Source organism: Candidatus Sphingomonas phytovorans (assembly GCA_029202385.1).
Lineage (GTDB): Bacteria > Pseudomonadota > Alphaproteobacteria > Sphingomonadales > Sphingomonadaceae > Sphingomonas > Sphingomonas phytovorans.
The window spans coordinates 4,397,875-4,422,898 of record CP119314.1; the positions used below are offsets into that span (position 1 = coordinate 4,397,875).

Here is a 25,024-nt window from a genome sequence, read left to right on the forward strand (position 1 = left end):
GCATCGTGAGCGCCTGTCTCTGGACGATATTCTCGCTTTCCCATCCATTATGGATGTACCTATGGCTAACCCATTCCGCCTGAAAGAGTATTTTTGCGGAACTCCGGGCCGAGGGGGCAACCGGATCGCGTGATGGTGGGGACAATGATCCATTCGGCGAAGGAGGCAACCTACGCCATGACCGTGCCGGCGCTGATCGTCGCCGACGAGGGCGCAGAGGCTTTGGCCGCGCTCGAGGCGATTGCGCTGGCTGGCGGCCGGGCGCTCGGCCGTGTCGACTGGCATGATGCAGCGGAGCATCTCGGCCAGCAGAACGTGCTTGGCCTCGTGATGATCGAAGCCGAGGACATTCCCGACGAGACGCTTGTTGCCGTGCTGCCTCATGTCGAGACCCTGGTGCGGGCCATCGACGCCCGTGTCGTCGTCGCGCTGGCTCCGCACCAGATCGATCTGGTCTCGGCGTATCTGTTCGGCGGCCATGTCGACCTGCTCTGCGCACCGTCGCTCGCCGATCGCGTCGCGGCGCTCGCCGTCGCGCTGATGCCGCCTACCGGGCGGCTCCATGATTCGCGGCGCGATTCCGATTCGGCGCGCTTGCGCCGGATGCAGAAGGAGATTGCCCGGATCGCCGAGATCATCGCCCGGTTGAGTGGCGAAGAAGATGGCGAGCCGCTCCTGCCCGGCCTCAAGGGCCGTGCGGGCGATTATGACGCGGTGCCGGACGGCGAATCGACGCCGGTTATCGCGCGCGACGTGCGCGAAGTGATTCGCGCCCGCCGGCTGCGCGACCAGTTCTTCGAGCGCGGGCTATTCGAGGACCCCGCCTGGGACATGCTGCTCGATCTGTTCGCGGCCGAACTCGAACAGACCCAGGTCTCGGTATCGAGCCTGTGCATCGCCGCCGCGGTCGCGCCGACCACGGCGCTGCGCTGGATCGCGAAGATGACCGAGGCCGGGGTGTTCGTCCGCCACGCCGATCCCTTCGACAAGCGCCGCGCCTTCATGGCGCTGTCGCCCAAGGCGCATGACGGGATGCGCGACTATTTCATGGCGGTGAAACGCGGCGGACCTGTCGCTTGACGCTTGCCCATCGCCGCGGGCGATGGCAACGGGGACCGCTCCAGGACGCGATTTCCGAATCACCGGTTCTCCCGGCGCGAAATCCTTTTGGGAGGGGCGATTAGCTCAGTTGGTAGAGCGTCTCGTTTACACCGAGAATGTCGGCGGTTCGAGCCCGTCATCGCCCACCATCCCCTCCCCCGAGCGCGAGGGCGCGCGATCTGCCCGCACGGCGCGGCCGGTGCATATGAACAGGAGGCAATCGATCATGGCCACACCGGACGAGCGGCTGAACAAGCTGCTGGAAAATTTCATGGGTCACGTCATCTCGCTGGACGGTGTCCGCATGGCTCACCGGCACGTGATCGCCGAACTTCTTGCCCGGCTTCCGGACAGCGATTTCGTCGACGAACTGATTGCCGGCGCCGATGCGAACGAAGCTGAGCCCGGCGAGATGCGGCGAATCGCCGCTTATCGGACTGAGCTGGAGGCGCTTGCCGAGGAAGCCAGGGCAACGCGCGAGCAGCGCGGCGAGGATTAGGTTTTTGAGCTCATAGTGATCTGAGCAGCCGTACCGCCCGGGCGATCCAGGGCGGGTCGGCGACGACCTGCTGTCGCGCGCCCGCTCCGAGCGGCAGGATCTGCAGCCTGCCTTCCTCCCGCCCGATCAGCCGCCCGAACAGGAAGCGGCCCGCCGGGCGCGGCACCAGTACGTCGCGGTTGAGCGCCTGGGCATAGCCGCCGGGGCCCAGCGTCTCGCACCATAGTTCGTCGCCGGCGCGATAGTCGCCGATCCCGGTGGTGATGGTGACAGCGACCAGCCCCGGCGCGGGCAGCGGCGGGACGACAGTCGCCGGGCGTTTCGGCGCGTGTGCGCCGTTGGCGTCAAGCACGGCCGCGACCGAGATGTCGGCGCGTTCGGGCAGCTTGACCAGGTCGGCGGCGGTGACGCCAAGGGCATCGGCGATGCGGTTGAGCCAGCCGACCGAAACGGTGCGGGTGCCGGTTTCCAGCCGGCCGATCGTCTGCGCGGTGGTCGGCGGCACGCAACGGTGGGCGACATCGTCCAGGGTCATTCCCTTGGCGCGGCGGACTTCGCGGATCGCGGTGATCATTGCCGACTCCTAACCAGATCGGTTTCCGTTTATCCCCCAAACGCGCCACCGGGACAAGGCTCGTCCTTTTTCAGCCGGAATGACCTGCAACGGGGCTGGCGCCCGGCGGCTTCGCCGATCATGATGCGCGCCGCGCCGGTGGGGCGGCGCGAGGGAGACCGGCATGCCCGTGAAGCGCGAGATGATGGTCCGGCGCGGCGATCTGACTCAGACTGCGATCAACGAGACGCTGGTGAGTGAGCCCAGGGACGGCGAGATCCTGCTCGAGATCGAGGCGTTCGCGGTGACCGCCAACAACGTCACCTATGCAGTGGTGGGCGACCAGCTCGCTTATTGGAATTTCTTCCCCGCACCAGAGAGCTGGGGAATCGTGCCCGTGTGGGGTCATGCGCGGGTCGTCACGTCACGGCACCCCGAGATCGCGGTCGGCGAGCGAGTCTATGGCTATCTGCCGATGGCCTCTCACCTGATCGTCCAGCCGGGCAAAATCACGCTGGACGGGTTTCGCGACATGGCGGCGCATCGCCAGCCGATGAGCCCGATCTACAACCAGTATCGCCGCCTTGCCGCCGATCCCGCGCATGATCCGGCACGGGAGGATGCACGGATGCTGTTCGCGCCGCTGTTCACCACCAGCTTCCTGATCGGCGATCAGTTGCGCCGGGCTGGCTGGCATGGTGCGACCACGCTGATCGTCACCAGTGCGTCGAGCAAGACAGCGATGGCTGCGGCGCATGTCGCTCGGGCGGACAGCCCGGCGGTGCGGCGGATCGGGCTGACGAGCCCCGGCAATATCGTCTTTGTGCAGGCGACCGGCCTGTATGACGAGGTCATCGGCTATGATTCGCTTGAAGGGCTGGTGGTCGAAGGCAGCGCCGTGCTGGTCGATTTCGCCGGCAATGCGGCGTTGCTTCACGCCGTATATGATCAGTTGCCCGGGCAACTCGCCTATGTGCTGCGTGTCGGGGTGACTCATCATGACGAACAGGGTGAAACGGGGGAGCTGCCCGGGCCCGCGCCGGTCTGGTTCTTCGCGCCCGATGCGGCAACCGCGCTGATCGGCGAAATCGGCCCGGAGGCGTTCAATGCCGCCCTGGCCGAGCGCTGGGCAGGCTTCGTCGCCGAGGCGGAAACCTGGGTGAGCGTCGAGAAAGGCACAGGCGCGGAGGCGCTGCAACGGGTGTGGCGCGAGCAGGTGGCCGGCCGCGCCCCGCCGCAAAAGGGCTATGTGCTCAGGCTCTGAACCCCGACGAACCGGCGATACGCCCAGCCGATCGCGATCAGCGCGACACCGAGGCCAAGCAGGGACAGGATGCGCAATATCCCCTCAAGGACTGCGGCATCGATCAGAAACACCTTGAGCGTCACCGCGACCAGCAGCCCAAGCCCGACGACGCGGAAATCGTCGAGGTTGCGGCGGATGCCATGGGCCAGCCAGACCAGCGCGAGCCCGAGAAAGGCGGCGGAGTACAGCCAGTTCTCGGTCCGGCCGATCGGCCCGGTGAGGATGCCGCCATGCGTTGCCTGGCGAACGGTCGCCGCGACTGCCATGGCGACGGCGGCCAGCATGGCACCTCGCCACCACCGATCGCCGCGCCGTGGCCAGAGCCATGCGGCGACCAATGCGGCGTCGAGCGTCGCCAGGTTCAACAGCGGGATCGTGCCGACTGCCTGGGGCACGAATGCGGGGTTGAGGATGGCAAGGTCGAACCAGACGAACCGGGCCAGCGCGACGATCAGCAGGGCGCGGGCGATGTCCTGCCGGTATCGCGCGGCGATCCACGCGGCGGCAAAGAAGATCTGGGTGATGGCGACGCGTTCGAGCATGCCCAGCATTTCGAAACGCGGCGTGTCGGCAATGGCCAGCGGCGCCTTGGCCAGCGCGTAGACGGTGATGGTCCCGATCACGGCGAGCACCGCGATGCTGCGTATCCGCCATGGTTCGGGCAATGCCGGCCCGCGCCACAAGGCGATGCCGATCAGGGCGCCGGACAGCGTCAGCTCGCGCACCACCGTTAGCAGCGGCGGCAAGGCGAGATAGGGAAGCTGATCGCCAGAGAGCGACAGTCCGAGCATCCATAGCAGCTTGCCCAGCAGCGGGATGGCGAAGGCAAAAGTGACGGCCCCGGCGGCAATCGGCCAGGGACGTGGTGCCGGACGGCACAGGATCAGCGCTGCGGTCGCCGCTGCGAGTCCGGGCGTATGCCATGGGGCCGGCAACAATGCCGGAACGAAGCCGAGCGACCAGGTGAGCGCGATCCAGCCGAACGCCGTGCGTGCCCTTCCGGGCAGCAGCAGCCAGGCAGATGCCGCAAGCAGGCAGGCGGGCAGCAGGCCGATCGCGGCGAGATCGAGGATCGAAGGTGCCGGTTCGGCAAAGAAGATGCTCCGCGCATAGCCGGTGGTCCGCGTATCAAGGGCCATCGCCGCCATCGTCGTCGCTACCGGTGCGAAAGCAAGATAGCCGATCAGGGAATCGCGGGTACGCCGCGCCCATGCCGCAAGCGCGACAGCGATGATGAGCCAGGCGCACCAGCACCATGGCGGCGCGATGAGTTCGGCCATGGCGACGCCAAGTAACAGCGCCGCCAGCGCTGCGCCGCCCGTGAGCGCGGTCGACCATTGTGGCGTATCGTCAGCCTCGTCCCGCGCGCGCCAGCTCAGCGCGGCGGCGGCGAGCGCGGTCAGCGTCAGCAAGGCTGCCCAGGACGGCGATGCCAGCAGGTCGTGCGCCAGGGCCAGCACCAGCAGGATCGGCCCTCCCGTCGCGCCGAGCGCGATCCCGGCCCACAGCACGCCTCGCCGCGCGAAAAGATGACCGGCAATGCCGAACAGCAAGGCGGTGGCCAGGGCCGCCAGCGGTGCGCTGGTCGGATTGCCGGCCTCGAGCGCGATGCCGAGCAGGACCAGAACGAGAACGAGCGCCGCGGCCCCACCGGGTGCCAGCGCGTCATCGCGTGATCCGAGCCACAGGGCGGCTGCGCTCAGTAACAGATACAGCCCCCAGGCGAGCGGCCCGAAATCGAGTGCGGGGGCGAGGATCAGCAGCTGGACCAGCCCCGCCACCATCGGCAGCACACGAAGCCAGGCGCGTGCCGCGCCGGTGCGCGGCAGCGCCAGCGTTGCCCCGATCGCGAGCAGAACGACAAAGCCGCCCACGCCGGCCAGCGCATGTCCGGAAGCCGCGGCAACCAGGATATTTACCCAGGCGAAGCCGCCACCGCATGCGGCGATCGCCAGCCACGCCCAGCCGCGCCGGATCGCCAGCCCGAACAGTGCCGCGACGAGCAGCCCGAGATAGATGAGCAGCGGCCCGACATTGCCGGGATCGAAGCTTGAGACGAGCGGTGCCGCAAAGCCGCCGATCAGCGCCATGATCGCGGTGGGCGGGCCATGGCGCAGCGCAAGGCCGAGGCCGGCTGCCGTCACCGCGACCATGATCGCAAAGGTCGGGGCTGCGCCGAGCAGGTGATAGAGCTGCGCCGCGATATAGAGGGTGCCGTACAGGCTCGCGATTCCCGCCCCCGACAGCACCTGCCCGATCCGTTCGTCGTCGCGGGTGGCGGGGAGGCGACGTGCAACTTCGCTCGCGGCGACCAGGATCAGCCCGAACAGTCCGGCGATGATCGTGCGGGCGGCGGGGCCGAGCAGGCCGTTCTCGATCGAATAGCGCACCAGGAAGAAGGCGGAGAGCACAAGCGCGGCACCGCCGATCCAGATCGGCAGCTTGCCGCCGACGATATTCTCGAAGCTGAGGCGGATCGGCTCGCGGCGGGGAATCGTGTCGTCATGGGCGGTTGGCACCTCCTCGACCGGATCCGGCACGGCGGGTTCCGGCGCGGCAGGCGCTGACTCGGCTGGCACGGGTTCCAGTTCGGAGGGGTGGGCGATGGTGGGCGGCGCGGTGGCGGCCTGTGCCAGCACGATCGCCGCCGGGCGCCATGGCTCCGCAGGCGCGGTGCGTTGAGGTGCCGGGTTCTCGTCGTCGCGCGGCCGGCGATCGGTCGTCAGGCCGGGATCGAGCCGGATCAACCGGTCCTGCAGGTCGGACACGCGGTGTTCGAGCCGCCGGACGCGGGCGATGACGCGCTCAAGCGCGATTCCGAGCGCGACCGCGGCGATGAACAAGATACCCGTCACGTGCGCCTCCCCGGTTCCGCAGCGGCGTGAGTCTGCCACAGCGTGGCCACGCTGTCTCGCGTCACGCGCCCCGAGAATTGGTTGCGATATGCAACTGATGTGCTAGGAACCAGCGTTCGACACAGGGGCCGAAAAGGAAGAATATCCGATGATCGTCTATGGATCGAGCATGTCGCCATTCGTGCGGAAGGTGCTTGCCTTCGGCACCGAGAAGGGGATCACGCTCGAATTGTCGCCCGCCGGCATGGGCCGGGGCGGCCCGGCGTTCGAGGAGTGTAGCCCGTTCGGCAAGATGCCGGGCTTTCGCGATCCCGGGGCCGACAATGGCAGCGATTTCTGCATTTCGGATTCGACCGCGATCATCACCTATCTCGACGCGAAGTTCCCGGAGCCGAACCTGATCCCGGTCGCGCCGATCGAGCGAGCGCGGACCATCTGGTTCGAGGAATTCACCGACACGATCCTGTTCGCGATGGCGGGCAAGGTGTTCTTCAATCGTTTCGTTTCGCCCAGGGTATTGAAGCAGCCAGGCGACGAAGCGGTGGCCGAGGCTGCGGTCACCACTGAATTGCCACCCCTGCTCGACTATCTGGAAGGGCAGATTCCGGCGAGCGGTTTCCTGGTTGAGGATCGCATCACCCTGGCCGACATCGCGGTGGCGAGCCCATTCGTGAACCTGGCCCATGTCGGCTGCCCGATCGATCCGGCGCGCTGGCCGAAGACGGCCGCCTATGTGCGCGGCATCCTGGCGCGGCCGAGCTTCGCGCCGATCGTGGCGGCGGAGCAGGCGTTCATCGCGCGGGTCGCGTGACGGCGCGCATGGTCCTCCGCTGTCAGGCCGGCCTCTGGCGCGTCCACCAGCGCCGCGCCGCGACGATGGCCCAGATGCCCTCGACCAGCCCGAACGGCCACGCGCCCTGCAGGAAGCCATAGGCCGACCCGAGCAGGCAGAACAGGGCGAAGCCAAGGCCCCACCAGTGCGACCGTGCGTCGAACGCGTAGCAGACCAGCATTCCCGTGACGGCGAAAAGGCCGAAGGCTGTGAGCATATCCATGGCCATCGCCCTATAGCGAAGCCGAGACGGATGGAATCGTTTCGCCCTATCTGGTCGGATATCGGTCTCGGACCATGCGGAGCGGTGGTCGCGCTCGCCGATGGTGGAGCGGGGCGGCATTTTCGGCTAGGAGGCGACCCATGCGGTTCGGCTTCATCAAATGCCACGGCTCGGGCAATGATTTTCCCCTGATCGACGCGCGCGACATCCTGCTCGACGATTCGGTCTGGGCGGGCGTGGCGCGCGCTCTGGCTGACCGGCGCGGGGCGGTCGGCGGCGACGGGCTGCTGCTGCTGACGCCGGGCGACAAGATCCACGGCTTTGGCATGCGGATGTTCAATGCGGATGGCAGCGAGGCCGAGACCTGCCTGAACGGCCTGCGGTGCGTCGCGCGGCTCGGGTTCGAGCGACAGGGGATAGACCGCGCGCTGGTCCGCCTGAAGACCAGCACCGCCGAGGCTGCGCGCGATGCCGATATCGCGCCGGGCGTGGTGACGATTCGCGAAACCGCCGGGCCGGCCGATCTCGACGTGACGCGCTGGCCGCTCGGCATCGACGCGCATGAGATCGTCCAGCAGCCGGTCGCGCTGTTGCCGACCGCACGCAGCTTCACCGCGGTGGCGATGCCCAACCCGCATCTGGTGAGCTTCGTCGACACGGTTGACGAGGCAGAACTGGTCGCCGTGGGCGAGGTTTGCGAGGCGGCGCCGGGCTGGCTGCCCAACCGCGCGAATGTCTCCTATGTCGAAGCGCGTCCCGACGGGCTGTTCGTCCGCACGTTCGAGCGCGGTGTGGGCCTGACCGACAGCTGCGGCAGCGCGATGGCTGCCTCCACTTTCGCTGCCTGCCTGACTGGTCGCGCGGCCTTTGGTGCTGAACTGACCGTGTTCAACCGCGGCGGGCTGGTCCGGGCGCAGGCGGAAAGCGACGGCATGGTCCGCCTGTCAGGCAACGCTACCTTCGAATGGGAAGGATCGGCCGAGGTCGACTGGGAGCGTGGGCTGGCGGGCGACCTGACCGTCGCACGGCATTTCGATGCCGAGATCGCGGCCTGGGCCGGGGTGGTCGAGGCGATCGGATAACATCTTCGATCGCGCGAACCTGTACCTAAGCCGACAACCATGTTCAGCAACCATGCTCGAACTGAGGCGTACTTCTCCTCATCGCCCAATGGATGGGCAAGAGAGGAGTTGTCATGAAAATCTCTATCATGCTCGCCGCAGCCGGACTGGCCGTCGCGTCGATGGGCGTCAGCACTGCAGCCGTCGCGCAGAGCCGGAACCATGATCGCGATGGCTATCGCGACGGGCATCGCGACCGTGGTGGGTATCGGGACCGCCGTCACTATGATCGCGGCCGGCACAACGGCTATGACCGCCGCCACTATAATCGTCGCCATTATGGCTGGAACCGCCATTGCCGGACGGTCTGGCGCTATGGCCACCGCGTGCGCGTTTGCCGCTGACGGTTGCCGACGGGGCGGTGGCATTGTCGCCACCGCCCCTTTTATTGTGCCGTCGGCGATTGTGTCCGCGCAACGTTCGGCGGCATCAGTCGTTCTGCCTACGTAACGTCACCAGGAGGGTATCAATGAATCGCTTTACCAAGATCGCCGTCATAGCGGCGACGAGTTGCCTGGCGATCGCCACGCCGGGCTTCGCGCAGACGGCACAGGATGATTCCCGTTTCCAGCAGGCGCAGCAGCGGTTCCAGAACGAACTGCGCGTCTTCCAGCAGGAATTCGACCGCTATCAGCAGGCATCGCGCAATTACCGCCGCGGCGGCGGATATGATCGGGGCCCGGGCGGCCCCGATGGTTATTACAATGACGATCGGGACGAGGGCGGCTATGATCCGTCGCGCTACTATCGTGGCGGGGGCAATTATCAGGAACGCGTCCTGACCTCCGACGACCGTGTCTATCGCGGCACTGACGGCCGCTATTATTGCAAGCGCAACGACGGCACGACGGGCCTGATCGTCGGCGCGATCGGCGGTGGCATTCTCGGCAACGTGATCGATGGCGGGCATTCGCGCGGCGTGGGTACGATCCTGGGTGCGATAGTCGGTGGCGTGGCCGGCAAGTCGATCGACCAGAACAACCAGCAGGTGAAGTGCCGCTGATCCGGCGTCACTTTGTTGCCTAACCATAGCGGCGCGGAATCACTTCGATTCCGTGCCGTTACGGTTTTCAGATGAAACGCGGGATCGGTCGCGGATGCGGGGTCATCCGGTCCAACAGGTCGAAATCCACTTCGTCGACGTAACACCAGCCCCAGCCCTCGGGCGGATCATAGCCTTCGATGATCGGATGGCCGGTCGCGTGGAAATGCGCGGTGGCATGCCGATTGGGCGAATCGTCGCAGCAACCGACATGGCCGCAGGTGCGGCACAAGCGCAGGTGAACCCACCAGTCGCCCGTCTTCAGGCATTCCTCGCATCCGTCCGCGCTTGGCGTCACGTCGCGGATATCACCCAGATGTGTGCATGACTCGCTCATCACGATAGCGTAGCGCAATCTCCGCCGCCGCCAACCCCGTCCCGCCCGCTTTTGCAGGAATCCGGTGACGCCGCAGGACGAAAGAACAGCCATGGTTCCCCGGATATTGATCGATACGGCCGAGATCCCTGGTGGCGACATATTGCGGCTGTTCCGTCGCGGTGACGAATTTTCGATCATGCTCGGCGCCAACGAACTGATGAACAGCCGCGTCTCCGGATCGGAAGAAGCGCTTGCCATCCTGGCCTGCGATCGCCTGGGCGTCAGAGCGGCGCCGCGCCTCCTGGTCGGTGGGCTCGGCATGGGCTTCACGCTTCGCGCCGCGCTCGGCCGGCTCGGCGCGGACTCGATGGTGACGGTGGCTGAGCTGGTGCCGGCGGTCGTCGCCTGGGCGCGGGGGCCGATGGCGTCGATCTTCGCTGGATGCCTTGAGGATCCCCGGACAGCCGTCGTGGAAGAGGATGTCTCAGCACAGATCGCTGGTGCGCGGGGCGCCTGGGATGCGATCCTGCTTGATGTCGACAATGGCCCCGACGGCCTGACGCGGCGCAGCAACCGCCGCCTCTACAGCGCGGCCGGGCTCGACGCGGCGCGCCTGGCGCTCAGTCCAGGGGGGCTGCTCGCTGTCTGGTCTGCCGCGCCCGATGCAGCGTTCGTGCGGCGGCTGGAGACGGCGGGATTCTCGGTCGAGGAGGTGATCGTGAAGGCCAGGGGCGGACGCGGCGCGCGCCACGTCATCTGGCTGGCGATGCGGCTCTGACGCCGGGGGGCTTCCTCCCGTTCCCCACGGTTCCCCACGGATGGTCGTTTCTGCCATGGCGGGGGTAACTGTTACTCATCCGAAACATAATTGACTTGGAAGGGGGGCGGCCCTGACATAGGCTCGCGGGCGAAGAGGAGAGAGGCCATGGCGACCGGAACGGTAAAATGGTTCAACGACGCAAAGGGTTTCGGCTTCCTGACCCCGGATGACGGGGGCGAGGATTTGTTCGTCCATTTCTCGGGCATCAACATGCCCGGTTTCAAGACGCTTGCCGAAGGGCAGCGCGTATCGTTCGAGGTGATCGAAGGGCCAAAGGGCAAGCAGGCCGCCAATATCCAGGCAGCCGGTTCCGAATGACGTTGGCCCGCCGGAACGATGCGGCATCGGGGCCAGTCCGGCGATCTCACGACGCGGCGGTCCGACGATTCGTTTGCGCGAATCATGTGGGACATTACAGCCACTTCCGGAAAATCCGGCGCTGCATCGGCGCACGGGCCGCAGCGGTCTCATAAATTTGTCCCATAACGGCTTCATTTTTCTCTTCGCATCTGCCGCATTGCGTGGCGGTGCGTGGTCAGTGTCGATTGTCGTTGATCGACGCTGTCGCCCTCCGACGCCTGCTGGGCAACGACGTTGCGAGAGCGAACGCCAGGAGCGCCGGTGGCTGCGAGGCCATGCTCGAATTGCCGGTTGTACGGCACTGCGACAGGCCACCAATCTACGCAATTGCGTGCTTTCCGATGGTAAATCGCGCGGACGATACCGAGAGCGCCGCTCGGCCTCGCTCCCTTGGTCTCCAGCCAGGTCGGGATATCGCTGCGGTGCAGCGCAAACGGGCGGGCGCTCGTCATCGGGCGCCAGCGATTGCCGCGATCTTTGTCCAGGCGCCCTGACGAGGAGGGTGGCCCGGGCAGGAAGAAGGAACCAAAGCTGTTGCGCTTGGGCAACAGGCCGCAGAATTTGTTCGCTTGCGCGGAAACCATCCTTTGGGTAGGGAGTTTGCGCTGTCCGAGTGACAACTGAGAAAGGGGATTTTTATGCGGAAGCTTGCCGTTGCTATGGCGCTTGCCTCCACCGCTCTCGCCTCACCTGCCCTGGCCCGCGACAATTCGTGGTATGTGGGTGTTGAAGGTGGTGCGCTGCTCGTCGAAGATTCGAATTTTGATATCGGCGCGCTTTCCGGTGCTGCCAAGATCGACCATCATTATGGGTACGATGTTGACGGCGTGATCGGTTACGATTTCGGTGCATTCCGGGTCGAAACCGAAGTCGGCTACAAGAGCTCGACGGTCGATACCTATTCTTCGACCACGACGACTCCGATCCGCAATTTCCAGAACGTGCCGATCAACGCTCCGGCGGGCACCTATGACTATGCTGGCGGTCGGACGACGGCGCTCAGCTTCATGCTGAACGGCCTGCTCGATTTCGGTCCCGATGACGGCATCCAGGGCTTTATCGGCGGTGGTGTCGGTGTCGCCCGCGTCAAGACCAAGGTTGGGCTGAACACGCTCAGCAACTTCCTTGACGATTCGGACACCGTCTTCGCCTGGCAGGGTCTGGCCGGTATCCGCGCTCCGCTGACCAGCCATCTCGACGCCACGCTGAAGTATCGCTTCTTCAACGCCGCCAACCTCAAGCTGGTCGACGTTTCGGGTCGCGCGTTCGACGGTCGTTACCGGTCGCACAGCATCCTGGGCGGTCTGACCTACAACTTCGGCGAGCCGCCGGCACCGCCGCCGCCTCCGCCGCCTCCCCCGCCGCCGCCTCCCCCGCCGCCTCCGCCGGAGCCGGTTCCGGTCGTGGCACCCCCGGTCTGCTCGCCTGGCCCGTTCATCGTGTTCTTCGAATGGGACAAGTCGGACGTCACGCCGGACGCGTCGTCGATCCTCGACAACGCGATCACCCAGTACCAGAACTGCGGCAATGCGCAGGTCATGCTGGCCGGTCACGCCGACCGTTCGGGTTCGCCCAAGTACAATGTGGGCCTCTCGCAGCGTCGTGCTGACTCGGTGAAGGCTTACATGTCCGCGCACTCGATCCCCGAGGGTGTGATCTCGACGGAAGCGTTCGGCGAAAGCCGTCCGCGCGTCCAGACCGCCGACGGTGTTCGCGAGGTTCAGAACCGTCGCGTGGAAGTTACCTACGGACCTGGCTCGGGCAACTAAGCCCGGACTTGAGTTCGAAGAAACGAGGGGGAGATCGGCGTCGCCGGTCTCCCTTTTCGTTTGTGCGAGCAGTATGACGACGGCAATCAATGGCCGATCCGACATCAATTCGCTTGATGTCGGCTGATTGCCGCTTGGCGCCCTGGCGATGCGCCGACAATTTCTTTGGCCTGACCGTGTTTGTCCTGCCGTCTGCGCCGTCAGGGGTGGCAATCGCCCTTTGGTAGGCTAGAGGACGCGGGCCGGCAGCGGCGCCATCCACATATGAAACAGGGTACCAGGCATGCGGATAACGATGATCGGTTCGGGCTATGTTGGTCTGGTATCGGGCGCCTGCTTCTCGGATTTCGGCCATGACGTGATCTGCGTCGACAAGGACGCGAACAAGATCGCCGCGCTCGAGGCCGGCAAGATGCCGATCTTCGAGCCCGGACTTGATACGCTGGTGGCGACCAATGTCGCGGCCGGCCGACTGAGCTTCACCACAGACCTGAAGTCGGCCGTTTCCGGCGCCGATGCCGTGTTCATCGCGGTCGGCACGCCGTCGCGACGCGGCGATGGTCATGCCGACCTGACCTATGTCTTCGAAGCATCGCGCGAGATCGCAGCAGCGATCGACGGCCCGATCGTGATCGTCACCAAATCGACCGTACCCGTCGGCACCGGCGACAAGGTCGAGGAGATCATGAAGGAAGCGGCTGGCGACTATGAGATCGCGGTCGTCTCCAATCCTGAATTCCTGCGCGAAGGCGCTGCGATTGGCGACTTCAAGCGCCCCGACCGAATCGTCGTCGGCACGGAGGACGCGCGCGCTCAGCAGGTGATGCGTGACATTTATCGTCCGCTCTATCTCAACGAGAGCCCGATCCTGTTCACCGGCCGTCGTACGTCCGAACTGATCAAATATGCGGCGAACGCATTCCTCGCGACCAAGATCACCTTCATCAACGAGATCGCCGATCTGTGCGAGGCTGTCGGCGCGAACGTCCAGGACGTGTCGCGCGGCATCGGCCTCGACAACCGGATTGGTTCGAAATTCCTCCACGCCGGCCCGGGCTATGGCGGCTCGTGCTTCCCCAAGGACACGCTGGCGCTACTCAAGACGTCAGAGGATTACGAAACGCCGGTGCGCATCGTCGAGGCGGTGGTCCAGGTCAACGACAACCGCAAGCGCGCCATGGGCCGCAAGGTGATCAAGGCGCTGGGTGGCGAGGGCAAAGGGAAGACGGTCGCAATCCTCGGCCTGACCTTCAAGCCCAACACCGACGACATGCGCGACGCGCCGAGTCTGGCGATCGTGCAGAGCCTGCTCGATGCCGGCGCGACGGTTCGCGCGCATGATCCCGAAGGCATGGATATCGCAAAGGCGATGATGCCTGCCGTGACCTATTGCGGTGATGCCTATGAGGCGGCGGCAGGCGCCGACGCGGTCGTGATCGTGACCGAATGGGACATCTACCGCGCGCTCGACCTTGGTCGCCTGGCCACTACGATGAACGGCAAGGTGATGGTCGACCTGCGCAACGTCTATCGCCCGGCCGAAGTCGAGAAGGCCGGTTTCGCTTACAGCTCGATCGGGCGATAATCGTCTCCCCTAGTCCGGGGGGCCTGGCGCCGGATTATGCCTTTGTGCGCGGCCTGCCCATGAAATCGCGCTTGGTGAGGGGGACGCCTTTCCAGCGCAGGATGTCGTATGCCGTCGCGGTGTGAAAATAGAAATTGGGCTGCGAGAAGGAGAGCAGAAATTCCTCGGCGGTGAAGTCGACCTGGCGCTCGCCGGCGGAGAAGCGCATGTCGCGGCCGATGAAGCCGTCCACCTCGCCGGGGTCGATGGCGCGCAACGCAGCGATCGTTTCCGAAATCCGGGCGGTAAGCCCCGCGAAATCTCCCGGCGGCGTCGACAGGTCGGGCGAGAAGCTGCCCCGGCGAACGCCTTCGATCGCACCGAGCGAATGCACGGCGGTCGATTTCACCTGATAGGCGAAAGGCAGCATATCCTCGGCGAGGCGCGCCTGGATGATGTCGTCGGGGGCGAGGCCCCGTTCGGTGCAAAAGGCTTCGGCCTTGCCGATCAGGCCGGCCACGGTGCCAAGCATTTGCAGTTGCGAAGGAATGGTGGCGGCGTGGAGCGAGAAGGTCATCGGGTTCCTCTCTGGCGATCTGGCAGCACAAAAGGGGCAGGCTATCGATCAGGCAATGGGCAATGCGCGAAAAACCCACCCGAGCCGGTTCTACGCAGCCCGATACTGGTTCATGAAAGCAGCGCTGCCTGCAACCAGGCCGGCACGCTCGCGTCGCCCAGTGCCTCGATCCGACGCAATTCGACCATCAGCCCGAGTTCGAGATAGGTCGCACGCGTACGGTCGCCCGGTTCCGCGATCGGCGCGACCACCAGACGGCGATTGACCTTGGCGCGGTGATGCATCCGCGCGGTATTCTCCTGGCCGACATAACAGCCCTTGGCGAAGCTCACGCCGTTCAGCTCGCGGGCATTCGCCTCGAGCCACAGGGTCTTGTCCGATCCGAGCTCGGCAAGGCCCTCGGTGACGCCGAGAGACAGGCGATGCGCTGTCCATCCAGTCGCGGCCTCGCCGGGCGCGCCGAGCCAGCGCCGGCCGAGTTCGGCAAGGCGCGGGTCGGCCACGCCCCGGTCGCCGTCGATCGACCAGTGCACCGCGCCCGCGACGCGTTCGATCGTGATCGGACGGCGCAGGCGATAGATCATCAGGCGCCGGGCAAGCGCGTCGGCGGCATCCGCTTCGCAATCGATCAGCACGGCATCGCCATCGGGCCAGAGCAGGAAATCGAACAGCGCCTTGCCTTGCGGCGTCAGCAGGCCCGACCAGCGCGGCGCCGATGCTTCAAGCGTCACGACGTCCTGAGTCACTAGGCCTTGCAGGAAGCCACGGACATCCTCGCCGGCGATACGGATCAGCGCTCGATTGGCGAGCATCGTGGCATGCGGGGTAGTTTCGCTCATGGCGAACAGGTAGGAGGTCCGCCGGGCAAGCGGAAGAGCCGGAGAAGATCGTGACAGCGACATATGACCTGAAGCTGACGGGCGGGACCGTCCACACCCCAGCCGGCCCGGTGCGGGCCGATATCGGGGTGCTGGGTGGCCGGATCGTCGCCATCGGCGCGGCAGGCGATGCCGGCGAGACGATCGACTGTACCGGGCTCGATATCCTGCCCGGGGTAATCGATACCCAGGTCCATTTTCGCGAGCCGGGGCTGGTCCACAAGGAGGATCTCGAAAGCGGCAGTCGCGCGGCGGTGCTCGGCGGCGTGACCGCGGTGTTCGAGATGCCGAATACGAAGCCCAATACCGACAGCGCGGAGGCGATCCAGGACAAGCTCACCCGCGCGCACCATCGCATGTGGTGCGACCACGCCTTCTATGTCGGCGCGACCAACCACAATGCGGCTGCGCTCGCCGAGCTTGAGCGCCTGCCGGGCACGGCCGGGGTCAAGATCTTCATGGGCGCCTCGACCGGGGACCTGCTCGTCGCCGAGGATGCTTCGCTGGCCGAAGTGCTCGCCTCGGGCCATCGCCGCGTCGCGATTCATGCCGAGGACGAGGCGCGGATGAACGCGCGCGCTAACGAACGCGTGCCAGGCGACCCTTCTTCCCACCCGGTGTGGCGCGACGACGAGAGCGCGCTGCTCGCGACGAAGCGTATCCTGAAGCTGGCGCGCGACGCCGGCCGCCGTATCCATGTGCTGCATGTGACCACGCCAGCTGAGCTCGAACTGCTCGGCCGGCACAAGGACATCGCCACCTGCGAGGTGACGCCGCAGCATCTCACCCTGGCCGGCGAGGAGGCCTATCCCCGGCTCGGCACCCTCGCGCAGATGAACCCGCCGATCCGGTCGGGTACGCATCGCGACGGGCTGTGGCACTGGCTGCAACAGGGAGTGCCCGACATCCTCGGATCGGATCATGCGCCGCATACGCTGGAGGAGAAGGGCAAGCCCTATCCCGATAGCCCCAGTGGCATGCCCGGCGTGCAGACGATGCTGCCACTGATGCTCAACCATGTCGCCGAAGGGCGCACGACGCTCGCCCGGGTGATCGACCTGACCAGCGCCGGGCCGCAGCGCGTGTTCGGCATCGTCGGCAAGGGCCGGATCGCGATCGGCTATGATGCCGATTTCAGCATCGTCGACCTGAAGGCGCGCTGGACCATCGAGGAGAGCTGGCTCGCCTCGCGCAGCGGTTGGTCCCCTTTCACCGGCATGACGCTGACCGGCCGGCCGATCGGCACGGTCGTGCGCGGCCAGCGGGTGATGTGGGACGGTGCGCTGGCGAGCGCGGCGCGAGGCGAACCGATTCGCTTCGAGGCAGTGGAGTTCGGCTGACCGGATGGATCAGTCGCTGCTGTATGTCAGCACGCGTTGTCCCGGTGCCGATGGCGGCGCGACGCACGTGCAGGACATCGTCGCCATTTCCCGGTCGCGCAACGCTTCGCTCGACGTGACGGGTGCGCTCGTCGCGACGCCGGGCAGCTTTGCGCAAATCCTCGAAGGCCCCGAGGCACATCTGGCTCAGTTGATGGCCAGCATCCGGCGCGACCAGCGCCACCGCGACATCAGGCTGGTTGATCTCGGCGGCCGGGCCAGGCGGGATTTTGCCGGCTGGTCGCTCGCCTATAACGGCGAATCGTCGCGCGTTTCCCGCGCGATCGGTCTGTTGATGGAGGACACGAGCTTCGATTTCCCGAAGCACGTGAACCGTCTCTATTTCATGATGCGCAATTTCGCGGAGTGACGGCGTCGCTCAGAAGGGCAGCCATTTCGATTTGTGGCTGAACTTCATGTAGCCGACGTTCACGCCCTGCCGCCAGCCGACGCCGAGGCGGATCGGGATCACCACGATATTGCCACGGCGAAGATAAGTCGCGGCGAAACCGCCGACGAAATAGAGCCGGCCTTCGCCTGCCGGGAAGCGGCGGAACAATTCCTCCGAATCGTGGAGGTTGTAGACCAGCACGAATACCTTGTTCGCGTCGCCGCCCAGGTCGAAGCCGACTGACGGCCCGGTCCAGTAGATCGGCATCTGCCCCTCGATCTTGTGGAACATCGTGCCGCTGCCGTATCGCAGCCCGACGACCAGCGCCCCGGAGGCTTCGCGGCCGGAAATATAGGCGTTGGGCTCGCCCTGCTCCTTCAGAGTCCGCTCCAGGATGCCGGCCAGGCCCGACGCGCCCTTGCCGAACGTGCCTTCCGCGGCGCTGAGCAGTTCCTCGCGCCTGAACGTCGAGCCCTGCGCCGCATCGGCATTGGCTTCGGTCAGCGCCGTGCCGCCCTGGGCCGGAGGCCCGGGCTGGTAGCCGGGGGCGGGTGTGTTGGGGCTGCTCGGGTCATAGGGCGGATATTGCTGCGATCCCGATTCGACCGGCGTGTCATTGTACCGGGGCTGGGTATCGGGCGACACCGCCGTGTTCCGCTCCGGCGCGGGCGGCGGCGGGGTCTGACGGCGCTGCAGGTCGCTGTCGATCGCCTCATTGGGATCGATCGTACGCACCTGGGCAATCGAGGGCGCGGGACCGACGCCGATGGCGGTCGCCACCAGCAACAGGATCAGAAGGGCCTTGCGCATCCGTAATACTCCCCCAACGCGCTTAATGGATCAGTGTTGCCCGTCTGCGGCTTGCCCCACAATGAACCGCGCGACGACCCGAGTCGAATTCGGGCTGGACGACATGCGAGAGGCCGGTTGATCGCAGCCGAACCCCTCGCTATAGCCGCCCTTCGCCGCCAGGCCGGAGACGTGGGTGAGTGGCTGAAACCAGCGGTTTGCTAAACCGCCGTACGGGGTTTACTCGTACCGAGGGTTCGAATCCCTCCGTCTCCGCCAGTTCATCTACCGGCCGATGCCGGCAGGTGCCGGACGGCGTTGTTTTCACTCCTTCTTATTCTTAGCTCCTTACTGAGAGCTGCCGAGACGTGCCGGGTCCAACCGACGTATCGCCGGGGCACGGGCAGGGTAGTGCCCTGCGCAAAGTAGGGGCACCATGAGGAAGGACTCGGATTTCAAGGGCGCCGTGCCCCGTGACTAGGGGGGAAGGTCACCGACTCGGGAGGGCTTCACCTCTACGTGTTGCCCGGTGGCGGCAAGAGCTGGCGTTTCAAGTATACCTTCGGCGGCAAGGAGCGCCGCATCGTTTTCTGGCCCTATCCCGACATCACGCTGAAGCGCGCGCGGGAGATGCGTGACGACGCCAAGCGCCTGCTGCGCGAAGGCAGCGATCCCGGTCTTGAATCCAAGCGTGCGCGCCACACGCGCAAGGTGGGGCACGAGAACACGTTCGAGTTCTTCGCGCGAAACTGGCATGAGCAACAGAAGGACGCTTGGAAGGAAGTCCACGCCAACGACGTGATCACGTCCATGGAGCGCGATCTCTTCCCTGCGATCGGCGCATTCCCGGTGAACGAGATCGACGAGGGCCTGCTGTTTTCAGCACTGAGGGGGGGTGGAGAAGCGCGGCGCGATCGAGACGGCCCATCGCCTCCGGCAGCGTGCGGAGAAGGTCTTCCGGTGCGCCGAATTCCAACCCCGCCGTGAACGTGCGGGACGCCTTGAAGCCGGTGCCTCCGAAAAACGCTATCCGGCGCTGACGGACGTCAGTCAGATTCGTCAGCTGATCCGTGCTGTCGATCGGGCGGGTGTGTCACCTGTCACGCGTCTTTGCTCCCGCTTCATGGCGCTCGTAGCGCAGCGAAGGCACGCTGCGACATCCGAGCTATCTCGGGTTGCGAGCAGACAAGAGGCCGGAGGCGGTCGTGCTCGAAATTGAGCAGCCCGTCTCCGAGGTCGCCGCCGCCCACGTCTCAAAGGTGAAGGTCACCAATCGCGATCGTGTTATCTTTCCAGAGTCGAACGTCACCAAGGGCCAACTCGCCGACTACTACACGACCGTCGCTCCGATCACGCTCCCTGGGTCGGCAGCCGGCCGATCAGCCTCGTCCGATATCCGCAGAGTCGCGCGAAGAAGTGCTTCTTCCAGAAGCATGACGCAGGCAGCTTCGGCGACGCGGTCAAGCACGTCGGAATGGAGGAGAAGGATGGCCATGAGGAGCCGTATCTCTTCATCGACAGTGCCGAAGGCCTGGCGAGCTATGTCCAGATGGGGACGATCGAGTCCCATGGCTGGGCACCTCTGTTCGTGTCGGCTAAAGGTAGGTCGGAGGCGATGTGGGGTCGACGTCGTTCACATTAGCTCCGACCGGCTTTCGACCGCCGGTCAGTTAGCGACCATCCGAGCGTCCGCGGCATCGATGCGCTCGAAGTCCTCGGTTGGAACGCTCAGGCAATCGTTGCGGCACATGCCTCATCGCGAGTCCGATCAGGTTCTGGACAACCTCCGCGTTCTTCGCGTCCGTGAAGTGTTCGGCAAGTTCGGAGAGCATGGAATCCATCGTCGGAAGAGACGTAGAATTGCTCTGATATTTTCAAAATCAGGCCGTCTTCGGATTGACGCCAAGTTGGAGTAAATTCTCGTTGTGATTCCATTTTACCGGGCCTCTAATTTCGTCGTTACTTGAATGGACACGACTCGGGGGGGTATGCGCGGTTCACTCACAAGCCTGCTGATCGCGTCCATGTTCACCGCGTCGCCCGCCTTCGCCGATGACCCCAAGACGGTCGGGCTCGCGGCGGGCGTGGGCCTCGCGGCGGCGTCCGGGAAGAACAGCGTCTCCGACAATGGAGGGATAGCCGAGGCGGCCGTCCTGAACACGGAGGGAGTACTGGTCGCTGGAGCTGAGATCCGGCGGTTGGCGATGGTCGTGGCGCCGAAGAGTTCGTTCCTCGTTCTGGGTCATGGCGACGCGGTCGATTTCGCCAAGGCCCGTTTCGTCGACTGGAAGCTCACCAACCTCGAGAAGTATGTCGGCGATACCTGCCCCAAGACGCCCCCCCCGCCCAAATCGACGAAGTCTCCACCGCCCGAGACCTCGTCGGGGAAACTATTCGACTATTCGGCCCCTTGGCTGGTCCTCAACACGCCCCAGGGTCGGGCCGCGCTTTCACCGACCGACCTGACGGCGGCGGTGATGACAGACATCGACGTGAAGGGCCTCAGCCTCTCGACGGACGACAGGATGCTCGTCGACGCGGTCCTTATGGGCAGTCCGGACGGAACAGGCGCGCTTGTCCCTTCCCAATGGTATCTTCCCGGCGCTTTGACCGCGCCGATCCTCGAGACGCAGGGTGACGCGGCGGTTGGCAGCTTTCGCGCGCCCAGCGACTTGGTCGATCTGGACGTGGCGAACGCGACCGGCATGCTGGCCCGCCTCGACAAGGTTGCGGCCTGGGCCCGCGACAATGCCGACTGCAAGCCCTTCAAGGGCAAGGTGGCGGAGGTCAACGCGTTCGTGAGCACCGTCACGTCGGCCGACAAGGACAGCACTCCGCCGATCATCGCCGCCGCTCAGATCAACACCCTGACAGCCGACAAGCCTCTCGTCCTGCGGGTCGCCGTCGAACAGAACTCCGGCACTGCGGTTACACGTTCGAACATTTGGTATTCGCTTGGGGCACCAGGTGCGATCCAGGTCAGCGCTGGCCTGATCGTGAGTTTCCGGCTCACCAAGCCGACGACCGGCCAAGCCCTCCTCACCGGCTACGTGCGGTGCATGATCCGCCCCACGAGCATGAGGAATGTGAAGAAGATCGTCGAGGGTGCCTACGACCCTGCTGAGGCGAAGGCGCAGGACGACAGGGCGAGGGTACAGACGCCGACCGACTTCACGACGCCGCTTCCGCCCGCGCCGCTCCAGACCCTTACCCCCGAGCAGCGCGCCCGACAGCTGGTGACTTGCGGGGTCGCCGCATACACCAACCCGACCTGAGGAGCGTTTGCGTGACCGTCAACGACATGATCTTCGTGGTCCAGCAGGACTGCCATGTCAGCGTGAGCGCCACGCAGGCGCAGCTGGGCCTCATCGCCAACATCCTAAACGCCGGCGCCCCGCGCCGCGCGCAGGTCACGATCCGGGACGCGGCGCACCTCGCGTCGGGTGACATGGACAACCTCGCGAAGCTGGGGCGCGGCAGGATCACTTTCGAGCTGTAGGCGTCCCGGCGATAACGGCCCGAAAATTTTATTCTGGGCGGAATCGACGGGGTACGGGCCGGGGCACTGCCGCGAGTAGAGATTGGTTTAAGATATATGATTCAAGGCGTAAGGGGGGAATTCGAATCCCTCCGTCTCCGCCAGATTTCGATCTTTAGCGAACCTGCCCGAACCGGGGAGGGCAGGAAGAACCGCAGAAATCTGCTGATTACGTATTTGCGGATCGCTTGAATTCGCGCACACCTCTGCCCGGTCTTTTCACGTGCTCCGTGGTTCATGGCCGGAGCTTGGATCAAAGCCGGATAGCTGCTAACTGACGCTCAATGCGCGCAGTCTGGACCTTTCTCATCCTCTGCATGATGACGATGTCGCTCTTTGCGGCATCGATGGTGCACGCCAATGAAGACCTTGCGTGCATGGACTCGAGTTCGACCCAGATTCTGGGCCATGTCGACGGCGATGGCGACCAGGTGCCGGCGGACAGCGACAACGGCTATCCCCACCATCATGGCGCCTGCCACGGTCACCAGGTGACCCCGCAATCCGACAATGACGGGCCGGTCGTGAGCCTCGCGTCCCAGGCTCTTCCATCTCCGGGCAAGAGCTATTTCCTGCCTGCGGCAACCGTCGACCCCGCGCTGCGCCCTCCACAAGCCTGACTGCCAAACGCCCGCCGGCCCTGAGCCGCGCGGGACTCGTCTGGTTTGTCAGGAGTTTCATAGATGCATCGATTTGTCGCGGCGTTGCTCGCCGCGGCGTCCTGTGCCGGTGTGGCGCAGGCGCAGACTTCATCGCCCGTAGAGTCGGGTGAGGTCCTCACCCTGGATTCGGCGCTCGCTCAAGCGGGTGTCTCCTCTCCTCAAGCGGAGGCCGCGACCGCGGGCATCCGCGCGGCTGAAGCGGGCCGGACGGTGGCTGGTCTCCGGCCCAACCCGTCGCTTTCCGCGCAGTCCGAAAATGTCGTCGGCAGCGGGCCCTATCGCCGGTTCGACCAGGCCGAGACCACGGTCACTTTCTCGATGCCGCTCGAACTGGGCGGCAAGCGCGGTGCCCGAATCGGCGTCGCGGACGCGCGAATCGGGCGTGCGGAACTGGAAGCGGCGATCACGCGTGCCGATGTTCGGCTGCGTGTCACCCAGGCCTATATCGAGGCAGTCGCCGCTGACCGCCGCCTCATCATCGCGCGGGATCAGCTGCGCATCGCCAATGAGTCGCTGCGGGTTGCCAGGGATCGGGTGATGGTCGGCGAGAGTTCGCCGATCGACGAACAGCGCACCTCGGTTGCCCAGATCAATGCGCAAACCGGGCTGGAGCGCGCCGAGCGCGGCTTCCAGGTCGCCCGCGACAATCTGGCATTACTGCTCGGACAGCCTCTTGCGGGGTCCCTCGACCAGGCCTGGTTCGATCGCGTCCGTGCCGTTGGCCCGGAAATGCGACCGACGGGGGAGGGCACGCTGGCCTATGCAGCGGCGAGCGCCGACCTGCTGATCGCCGGCGCCAATGTCCGGCTCGCGCGCAGCCAGCGTGTGCCTGACCTGACGCTCAGCGCAGGTGCGCGGCGGCTGTCGGCGACCGGTGACACCGCGGCGGTGCTTGGGATCTCAGCACCGTTACCGTTCTTCAGCAACGGGCGCGCCTCGGTCTCGCAGGCAAATGCCGAACTCAATCAGGCCGGGGCGCGGCAGCGGGCGGCAAAGCTCGACGCCGAGCGGGACATCGCAATCGTCCAGCGGGACCGGGACAATGCGACGGCCAGCGTCCGGGCTTCCGGGCCGGCGCTCGCGGCGGCAATGGAGGCCGCCCGCATCGCCCGTCTTGGCTACGGCCAGGGCAAGTTCGATCAACTCGTGCTGCTCGATGCCGAGCGGACTCTCGCCGAGACCCGCGACGCCGCCGTCGATGCACTCGCCCAATATCATGATGCCGAGGCCCGGCTGGCGCGCCTGATCGCGCCCGCGCCCGCTTCTTTCGGAGACGATCAATGACGAACGATACAATGCGCCTCCTCGGTGGCGCGGCCGGCGTTGCGCTGGTCGCGGCGGTCGGCGGCTATGGCATCGGCCAATGGTCGGGCGAATCGGCAACTCCCCCCGGGGCCGAGATTCCGAAAAAGGGAAAGCCTGCCGAAGTGCCGACCGACAGCGTGGCCATGGCGGAAAACGCGATCCAGCAGGCCGGCATCGCCGTCGAGACGATCAAGGAAGGCGGGCTCGGTGCGGAGATCATGGCCCAGGCGACCGTCTCCCATCCTCCGTCGGGCGAGGCGATCGTGACGGCGCGTGCCGGTGGCGCGGTGACCCGCGTGTTCAAACGGCTCGGTGACCCGGTTCGCGCCGGTGAGGCGCTGGCGATCGTCGAGAGCCGGGATGCAGCGCAGATCGCCGCCGACCGATCGGTCGCGAACGCTAAGGTCGTCCAGGCGCAGAAGGCGCTCGCCCGCGAGCAATATCTCTACAAGGAGCGCGTTTCGGCCAAGGTCGAACTCGAACAGGCCCAGGCCGCGGCCGCCACGGCAATGGCGGAAGCGCGGCGCGCCCAGGTGGCCGCCGGTGCCGCCAATGTCACGCGGGACGGACGCGGCGTGATCGTCGCCAGCCCGATCTCCGGCAAGATCGCCGCCGAGGCGGTGACGCTGGGCGCGTTCGTCCAGCCGGAAACCGAACTGTACCGGGTTGCCGATCCGAGCAGGATCCAGATCGAGGCAGCGATCGCCCCGGCCGATGCCCAGCGTGTTTCGCCGGGCGACAGGGCGATCGTCGAACTACCCGATGGGCGCACGGTCGATGCCAGCGTCCGCGCCGTCACGCCGACGCTCAGCGGCGCGACGCGTTCCGCGACCGCGGTGCTGAACGTGCCCGCAGGCCTTCAGCCCGGCCTTGCAGTGCGGGTGCGGCTCATGCCCGCGCCTGGCAATGTGAGCAAGGCGATCGTCGTGCCTGAGGATGCCGTCCAGTCGCTGGAAGGAAGGGACGTCGTCTTCGTGCGAACCCCCCAGGGCTTCCGCGCGGTCACCGTCCGCCTCGGTCAGCGCAGCGCAGGCCGCGTCGAAATCCTGTCGGGTCTTCAGGCCGGCCAGAGCGTCGCGACGCGCAACGCATTCCTGCTCAAAGCCGAGCTCGGCAAGGGTGCGGGTGAGGAGGAATAAGC

The 25,024-nt window shown here is 65.8% G+C and carries 26 protein-coding genes, 2 tRNA genes and 2 pseudogenes; 22 read left to right on the forward strand and 8 right to left on the reverse strand.

Going from position 1 to position 25,024, the window contains the following annotated elements; genetic code table 11:
* The first annotated feature begins 144 nt into the window (after positions 1–144).
* The 3 genes from P0Y59_20300 to P0Y59_20310 all read left to right on the forward strand — a co-directional run bounded on the left by P0Y59_20300 (position 145) and on the right by P0Y59_20310 (position 1,600).
* Positions 145–1,080, forward strand: coding sequence for a hypothetical protein (locus P0Y59_20300; protein ID WEJ99251.1), 936 nt, complete (start codon positions 145–147; stop codon positions 1,078–1,080).
* A 94-nt stretch (positions 1,081–1,174) separates the two neighbouring features.
* Positions 1,175–1,250 (forward strand) — tRNA-Val (locus P0Y59_20305).
* Positions 1,251–1,327: 77 nt separating this feature from the next.
* Positions 1,328–1,600: a hypothetical protein gene (locus tag P0Y59_20310; protein WEJ99252.1), complete on the forward strand. Its 273-nt coding sequence runs from the start codon at positions 1,328–1,330 to the stop codon at positions 1,598–1,600.
* 10 nt (positions 1,601–1,610) lie between these two features.
* Here the strand turns inward: P0Y59_20310 and P0Y59_20315 are convergent, their stop codons facing one another.
* Positions 1,611–2,174, reverse strand: a complete 564-nt coding sequence (locus tag P0Y59_20315; protein WEJ99253.1) for a helix-turn-helix transcriptional regulator — start codon at positions 2,172–2,174, stop codon at positions 1,611–1,613.
* Positions 2,175–2,337: 163 nt separating this feature from the next.
* Between P0Y59_20315 and P0Y59_20320 the strand changes: the two genes are divergently transcribed.
* The gene (locus tag P0Y59_20320) at positions 2,338–3,417 is read left to right on the forward strand and encodes a DUF2855 family protein (protein WEJ99254.1); all 1,080 of its coding nucleotides are present in this window, start codon (positions 2,338–2,340) and stop codon (positions 3,415–3,417) included.
* Here P0Y59_20320 and P0Y59_20325 read toward each other — a convergent pair.
* Positions 3,399–6,314 carry a DUF2339 domain-containing protein gene (locus P0Y59_20325; protein ID WEJ99255.1) on the reverse strand — a complete coding sequence of 972 codons (2,916 nt, stop codon included), beginning with the start codon at positions 6,312–6,314 and terminating at the stop codon, positions 3,399–3,401. The two genes, P0Y59_20320 and P0Y59_20325, sit on opposite strands and share 19 nt — an antisense overlap.
* Before the next feature lie 148 nt (positions 6,315–6,462).
* On the opposite strand from P0Y59_20325, the gene P0Y59_20330 reads away from it, so the two are divergent.
* Positions 6,463–7,125 carry a glutathione S-transferase family protein gene (locus P0Y59_20330; protein WEJ99256.1) on the forward strand — a complete coding sequence of 221 codons (663 nt, stop codon included), beginning with the start codon at positions 6,463–6,465 and terminating at the stop codon, positions 7,123–7,125.
* A 22-nt stretch (positions 7,126–7,147) separates the two neighbouring features.
* On the opposite strand, the gene P0Y59_20335 is transcribed toward P0Y59_20330, so the two are convergent.
* Positions 7,148–7,369: a hypothetical protein gene (locus P0Y59_20335; protein ID WEJ99257.1), complete on the reverse strand. Its 222-nt coding sequence runs from the start codon at positions 7,367–7,369 to the stop codon at positions 7,148–7,150.
* 140 nt (positions 7,370–7,509) lie between these two features.
* On the opposite strand from P0Y59_20335, the gene dapF reads away from it, so the two are divergent.
* From dapF to P0Y59_20350, 3 genes are all read left to right on the forward strand, one after another.
* Entirely contained in the window at positions 7,510–8,451 is a 942-nt protein-coding gene (dapF, locus tag P0Y59_20340) for a diaminopimelate epimerase (protein ID WEJ99258.1), read from the forward strand.
* Positions 8,452–8,564: 113 nt separating this feature from the next.
* Complete coding sequence (locus P0Y59_20345) at positions 8,565–8,834, forward strand: hypothetical protein (GenBank protein WEJ99259.1); 270 nt, start codon at positions 8,565–8,567, stop codon at positions 8,832–8,834.
* A 125-nt stretch (positions 8,835–8,959) separates the two neighbouring features.
* Positions 8,960–9,493 carry a glycine zipper 2TM domain-containing protein gene (locus tag P0Y59_20350; protein ID WEJ99260.1) on the forward strand — a complete coding sequence of 178 codons (534 nt, stop codon included), beginning with the start codon at positions 8,960–8,962 and terminating at the stop codon, positions 9,491–9,493.
* A gap of 67 nt (positions 9,494–9,560) precedes the next feature.
* Here P0Y59_20350 and P0Y59_20355 read toward each other — a convergent pair whose 3' ends face one another.
* Positions 9,561–9,869 carry a UBP-type zinc finger domain-containing protein gene (locus P0Y59_20355; GenBank protein WEJ99261.1) on the reverse strand — a complete coding sequence of 103 codons (309 nt, stop codon included), beginning with the start codon at positions 9,867–9,869 and terminating at the stop codon, positions 9,561–9,563.
* Positions 9,870–9,960: 91 nt separating this feature from the next.
* On the opposite strand from P0Y59_20355, the gene P0Y59_20360 reads away from it, so the two are divergent.
* Together P0Y59_20360 and P0Y59_20365 are read left to right on the forward strand one after the other, a co-directional pair.
* The gene (locus tag P0Y59_20360; protein ID WEJ99262.1) at positions 9,961–10,629 is read left to right on the forward strand and encodes a hypothetical protein; all 669 of its coding nucleotides are present in this window, start codon (positions 9,961–9,963) and stop codon (positions 10,627–10,629) included.
* Between the two features lie 147 nt (positions 10,630–10,776).
* A complete protein-coding gene (locus P0Y59_20365; GenBank protein ID WEJ99263.1) occupies positions 10,777–10,989 on the forward strand; it encodes a cold-shock protein in 213 nt (70 codons plus the stop codon).
* Between the two features lie 173 nt (positions 10,990–11,162).
* On the opposite strand, the gene P0Y59_20370 is transcribed toward P0Y59_20365, so the two are convergent.
* Positions 11,163–11,615, reverse strand: coding sequence for a hypothetical protein (locus P0Y59_20370; protein WEJ99264.1), 453 nt, complete (start codon positions 11,613–11,615; stop codon positions 11,163–11,165).
* Between the two features lie 54 nt (positions 11,616–11,669).
* On the opposite strand from P0Y59_20370, the gene P0Y59_20375 reads away from it, so the two are divergent.
* Both P0Y59_20375 and P0Y59_20380 read left to right on the forward strand, forming a co-directional pair.
* Entirely contained in the window at positions 11,670–12,800 is a 1,131-nt protein-coding gene (locus P0Y59_20375; GenBank protein ID WEJ99265.1) for an OmpA family protein, read from the forward strand.
* A 283-nt stretch (positions 12,801–13,083) separates the two neighbouring features.
* Positions 13,084–14,385 (forward strand): UDP-glucose/GDP-mannose dehydrogenase family protein, encoded by a 1,302-nt coding sequence (locus P0Y59_20380; protein WEJ99266.1) that lies wholly within the window; start codon positions 13,084–13,086, stop codon positions 14,383–14,385.
* Between the two features lie 34 nt (positions 14,386–14,419).
* Here the strand turns inward: P0Y59_20380 and P0Y59_20385 are convergent, their stop codons facing one another.
* Together P0Y59_20385 and P0Y59_20390 are read right to left on the reverse strand one after the other, a co-directional pair.
* Complete coding sequence (locus tag P0Y59_20385; protein WEJ99267.1) at positions 14,420–14,941, reverse strand: DUF1993 domain-containing protein; 522 nt, start codon at positions 14,939–14,941, stop codon at positions 14,420–14,422.
* Positions 14,942–15,051: 110 nt separating this feature from the next.
* Positions 15,052–15,780, reverse strand: a complete 729-nt coding sequence (locus P0Y59_20390) for a folate-binding protein (GenBank protein ID WEJ99268.1) — start codon at positions 15,778–15,780, stop codon at positions 15,052–15,054.
* Positions 15,781–15,830: 50 nt separating this feature from the next.
* Between P0Y59_20390 and P0Y59_20395 the strand changes: the two genes are divergently transcribed.
* The gene (locus P0Y59_20395) at positions 15,831–17,159 is read left to right on the forward strand and encodes a dihydroorotase (GenBank protein WEJ99269.1); all 1,329 of its coding nucleotides are present in this window, start codon (positions 15,831–15,833) and stop codon (positions 17,157–17,159) included.
* A 4-nt stretch (positions 17,160–17,163) separates the two neighbouring features.
* Positions 17,164–17,568 (forward strand): BLUF domain-containing protein, encoded by a 405-nt coding sequence (locus P0Y59_20400; GenBank protein WEJ99270.1) that lies wholly within the window; start codon positions 17,164–17,166, stop codon positions 17,566–17,568.
* A 9-nt stretch (positions 17,569–17,577) separates the two neighbouring features.
* Here the strand turns inward: P0Y59_20400 and P0Y59_20405 are convergent, their stop codons facing one another.
* Positions 17,578–18,399, reverse strand: coding sequence for an EipA family protein (locus tag P0Y59_20405; GenBank protein WEJ99271.1), 822 nt, complete (start codon positions 18,397–18,399; stop codon positions 17,578–17,580).
* Between the two features lie 165 nt (positions 18,400–18,564).
* Between P0Y59_20405 and P0Y59_20410 the strand changes: the two genes are divergently transcribed.
* The 8 genes and pseudogenes from P0Y59_20410 to P0Y59_20445 all read left to right on the forward strand — a co-directional run bounded on the left by P0Y59_20410 (position 18,565) and on the right by P0Y59_20445 (position 25,022).
* Positions 18,565–18,657, forward strand: a tRNA-Ser gene (locus tag P0Y59_20410).
* Between the two features lie 228 nt (positions 18,658–18,885).
* Positions 18,886–19,365: pseudogene (locus P0Y59_20415) on the forward strand (Arm DNA-binding domain-containing protein).
* Between the two features lie 155 nt (positions 19,366–19,520).
* Positions 19,521–19,954, forward strand: a pseudogene (locus tag P0Y59_20420) (DNA ligase D).
* Between the two features lie 412 nt (positions 19,955–20,366).
* Positions 20,367–21,653, forward strand: coding sequence for a hypothetical protein (locus P0Y59_20425; GenBank protein ID WEJ99272.1), 1,287 nt, complete (start codon positions 20,367–20,369; stop codon positions 21,651–21,653).
* A gap of 11 nt (positions 21,654–21,664) precedes the next feature.
* A complete protein-coding gene (locus P0Y59_20430) occupies positions 21,665–21,877 on the forward strand; it encodes a hypothetical protein (protein WEJ99273.1) in 213 nt (70 codons plus the stop codon).
* Positions 21,878–22,200: 323 nt separating this feature from the next.
* Complete coding sequence (locus P0Y59_20435) at positions 22,201–22,536, forward strand: hypothetical protein (GenBank protein WEJ99274.1); 336 nt, start codon at positions 22,201–22,203, stop codon at positions 22,534–22,536.
* A gap of 63 nt (positions 22,537–22,599) precedes the next feature.
* Positions 22,600–23,862, forward strand: a complete 1,263-nt coding sequence (locus tag P0Y59_20440) for a TolC family protein (GenBank protein ID WEJ99275.1) — start codon at positions 22,600–22,602, stop codon at positions 23,860–23,862.
* Positions 23,859–25,022 (forward strand): efflux RND transporter periplasmic adaptor subunit, encoded by a 1,164-nt coding sequence (locus tag P0Y59_20445; GenBank protein ID WEJ99276.1) that lies wholly within the window; start codon positions 23,859–23,861, stop codon positions 25,020–25,022. The genes P0Y59_20440 and P0Y59_20445 overlap by 4 nt, the downstream gene beginning before the upstream one ends.
* Positions 25,023–25,024 lie beyond the last annotated feature (2 nt).

Excerpts from the sequence above, each read along its gene's own strand:
- P0Y59_20350 (WEJ99260.1), top strand. The coding sequence starts at position 8,960 with ATGAATCGCTTTACCAAGATCGCCGTCATAGCGGCGACGAGTTGCCTG.
- P0Y59_20315 (WEJ99253.1), bottom strand. The coding sequence starts at position 2,174 with ATGATCACCGCGATCCGCGAAGTCCGCCGCGCCAAGGGAATGACCCTG.
- P0Y59_20370 (WEJ99264.1), bottom strand. The coding sequence starts at position 11,615 with ATGGTTTCCGCGCAAGCGAACAAATTCTGCGGCCTGTTGCCCAAGCGC.
- P0Y59_20405 (WEJ99271.1), bottom strand. The coding sequence starts at position 18,399 with ATGCGCAAGGCCCTTCTGATCCTGTTGCTGGTGGCGACCGCCATCGGC.
- P0Y59_20425 (WEJ99272.1), top strand. The coding sequence starts at position 20,367 with ATGCGCGGTTCACTCACAAGCCTGCTGATCGCGTCCATGTTCACCGCG.
- P0Y59_20440 (WEJ99275.1), top strand. The coding sequence starts at position 22,600 with ATGCATCGATTTGTCGCGGCGTTGCTCGCCGCGGCGTCCTGTGCCGGT.
- dapF (WEJ99258.1), top strand. The coding sequence starts at position 7,510 with ATGCGGTTCGGCTTCATCAAATGCCACGGCTCGGGCAATGATTTTCCC.
- P0Y59_20375 (WEJ99265.1), top strand. The coding sequence starts at position 11,670 with ATGCGGAAGCTTGCCGTTGCTATGGCGCTTGCCTCCACCGCTCTCGCC.
- P0Y59_20300 (WEJ99251.1), top strand. The coding sequence starts at position 145 with ATGATCCATTCGGCGAAGGAGGCAACCTACGCCATGACCGTGCCGGCG.
- P0Y59_20400 (WEJ99270.1), top strand. The coding sequence starts at position 17,164 with ATGGATCAGTCGCTGCTGTATGTCAGCACGCGTTGTCCCGGTGCCGAT.
- P0Y59_20435 (WEJ99274.1), top strand. The coding sequence starts at position 22,201 with ATGCGCGCAGTCTGGACCTTTCTCATCCTCTGCATGATGACGATGTCG.
- P0Y59_20380 (WEJ99266.1), top strand. The coding sequence starts at position 13,084 with ATGCGGATAACGATGATCGGTTCGGGCTATGTTGGTCTGGTATCGGGC.
- P0Y59_20335 (WEJ99257.1), bottom strand. The coding sequence starts at position 7,369 with ATGGATATGCTCACAGCCTTCGGCCTTTTCGCCGTCACGGGAATGCTG.
- P0Y59_20355 (WEJ99261.1), bottom strand. The coding sequence starts at position 9,869 with ATGAGCGAGTCATGCACACATCTGGGTGATATCCGCGACGTGACGCCA.
- P0Y59_20445 (WEJ99276.1), top strand. The coding sequence starts at position 23,859 with ATGACGAACGATACAATGCGCCTCCTCGGTGGCGCGGCCGGCGTTGCG.
- P0Y59_20385 (WEJ99267.1), bottom strand. The coding sequence starts at position 14,941 with ATGACCTTCTCGCTCCACGCCGCCACCATTCCTTCGCAACTGCAAATG.
- P0Y59_20360 (WEJ99262.1), top strand. The coding sequence starts at position 9,961 with ATGGTTCCCCGGATATTGATCGATACGGCCGAGATCCCTGGTGGCGAC.
- P0Y59_20365 (WEJ99263.1), top strand. The coding sequence starts at position 10,777 with ATGGCGACCGGAACGGTAAAATGGTTCAACGACGCAAAGGGTTTCGGC.
- P0Y59_20310 (WEJ99252.1), top strand. The coding sequence starts at position 1,328 with ATGGCCACACCGGACGAGCGGCTGAACAAGCTGCTGGAAAATTTCATG.
- P0Y59_20330 (WEJ99256.1), top strand. The coding sequence starts at position 6,463 with ATGATCGTCTATGGATCGAGCATGTCGCCATTCGTGCGGAAGGTGCTT.
- P0Y59_20390 (WEJ99268.1), bottom strand. The coding sequence starts at position 15,780 with ATGAGCGAAACTACCCCGCATGCCACGATGCTCGCCAATCGAGCGCTG.
- P0Y59_20345 (WEJ99259.1), top strand. The coding sequence starts at position 8,565 with ATGAAAATCTCTATCATGCTCGCCGCAGCCGGACTGGCCGTCGCGTCG.
- P0Y59_20320 (WEJ99254.1), top strand. The coding sequence starts at position 2,338 with ATGCCCGTGAAGCGCGAGATGATGGTCCGGCGCGGCGATCTGACTCAG.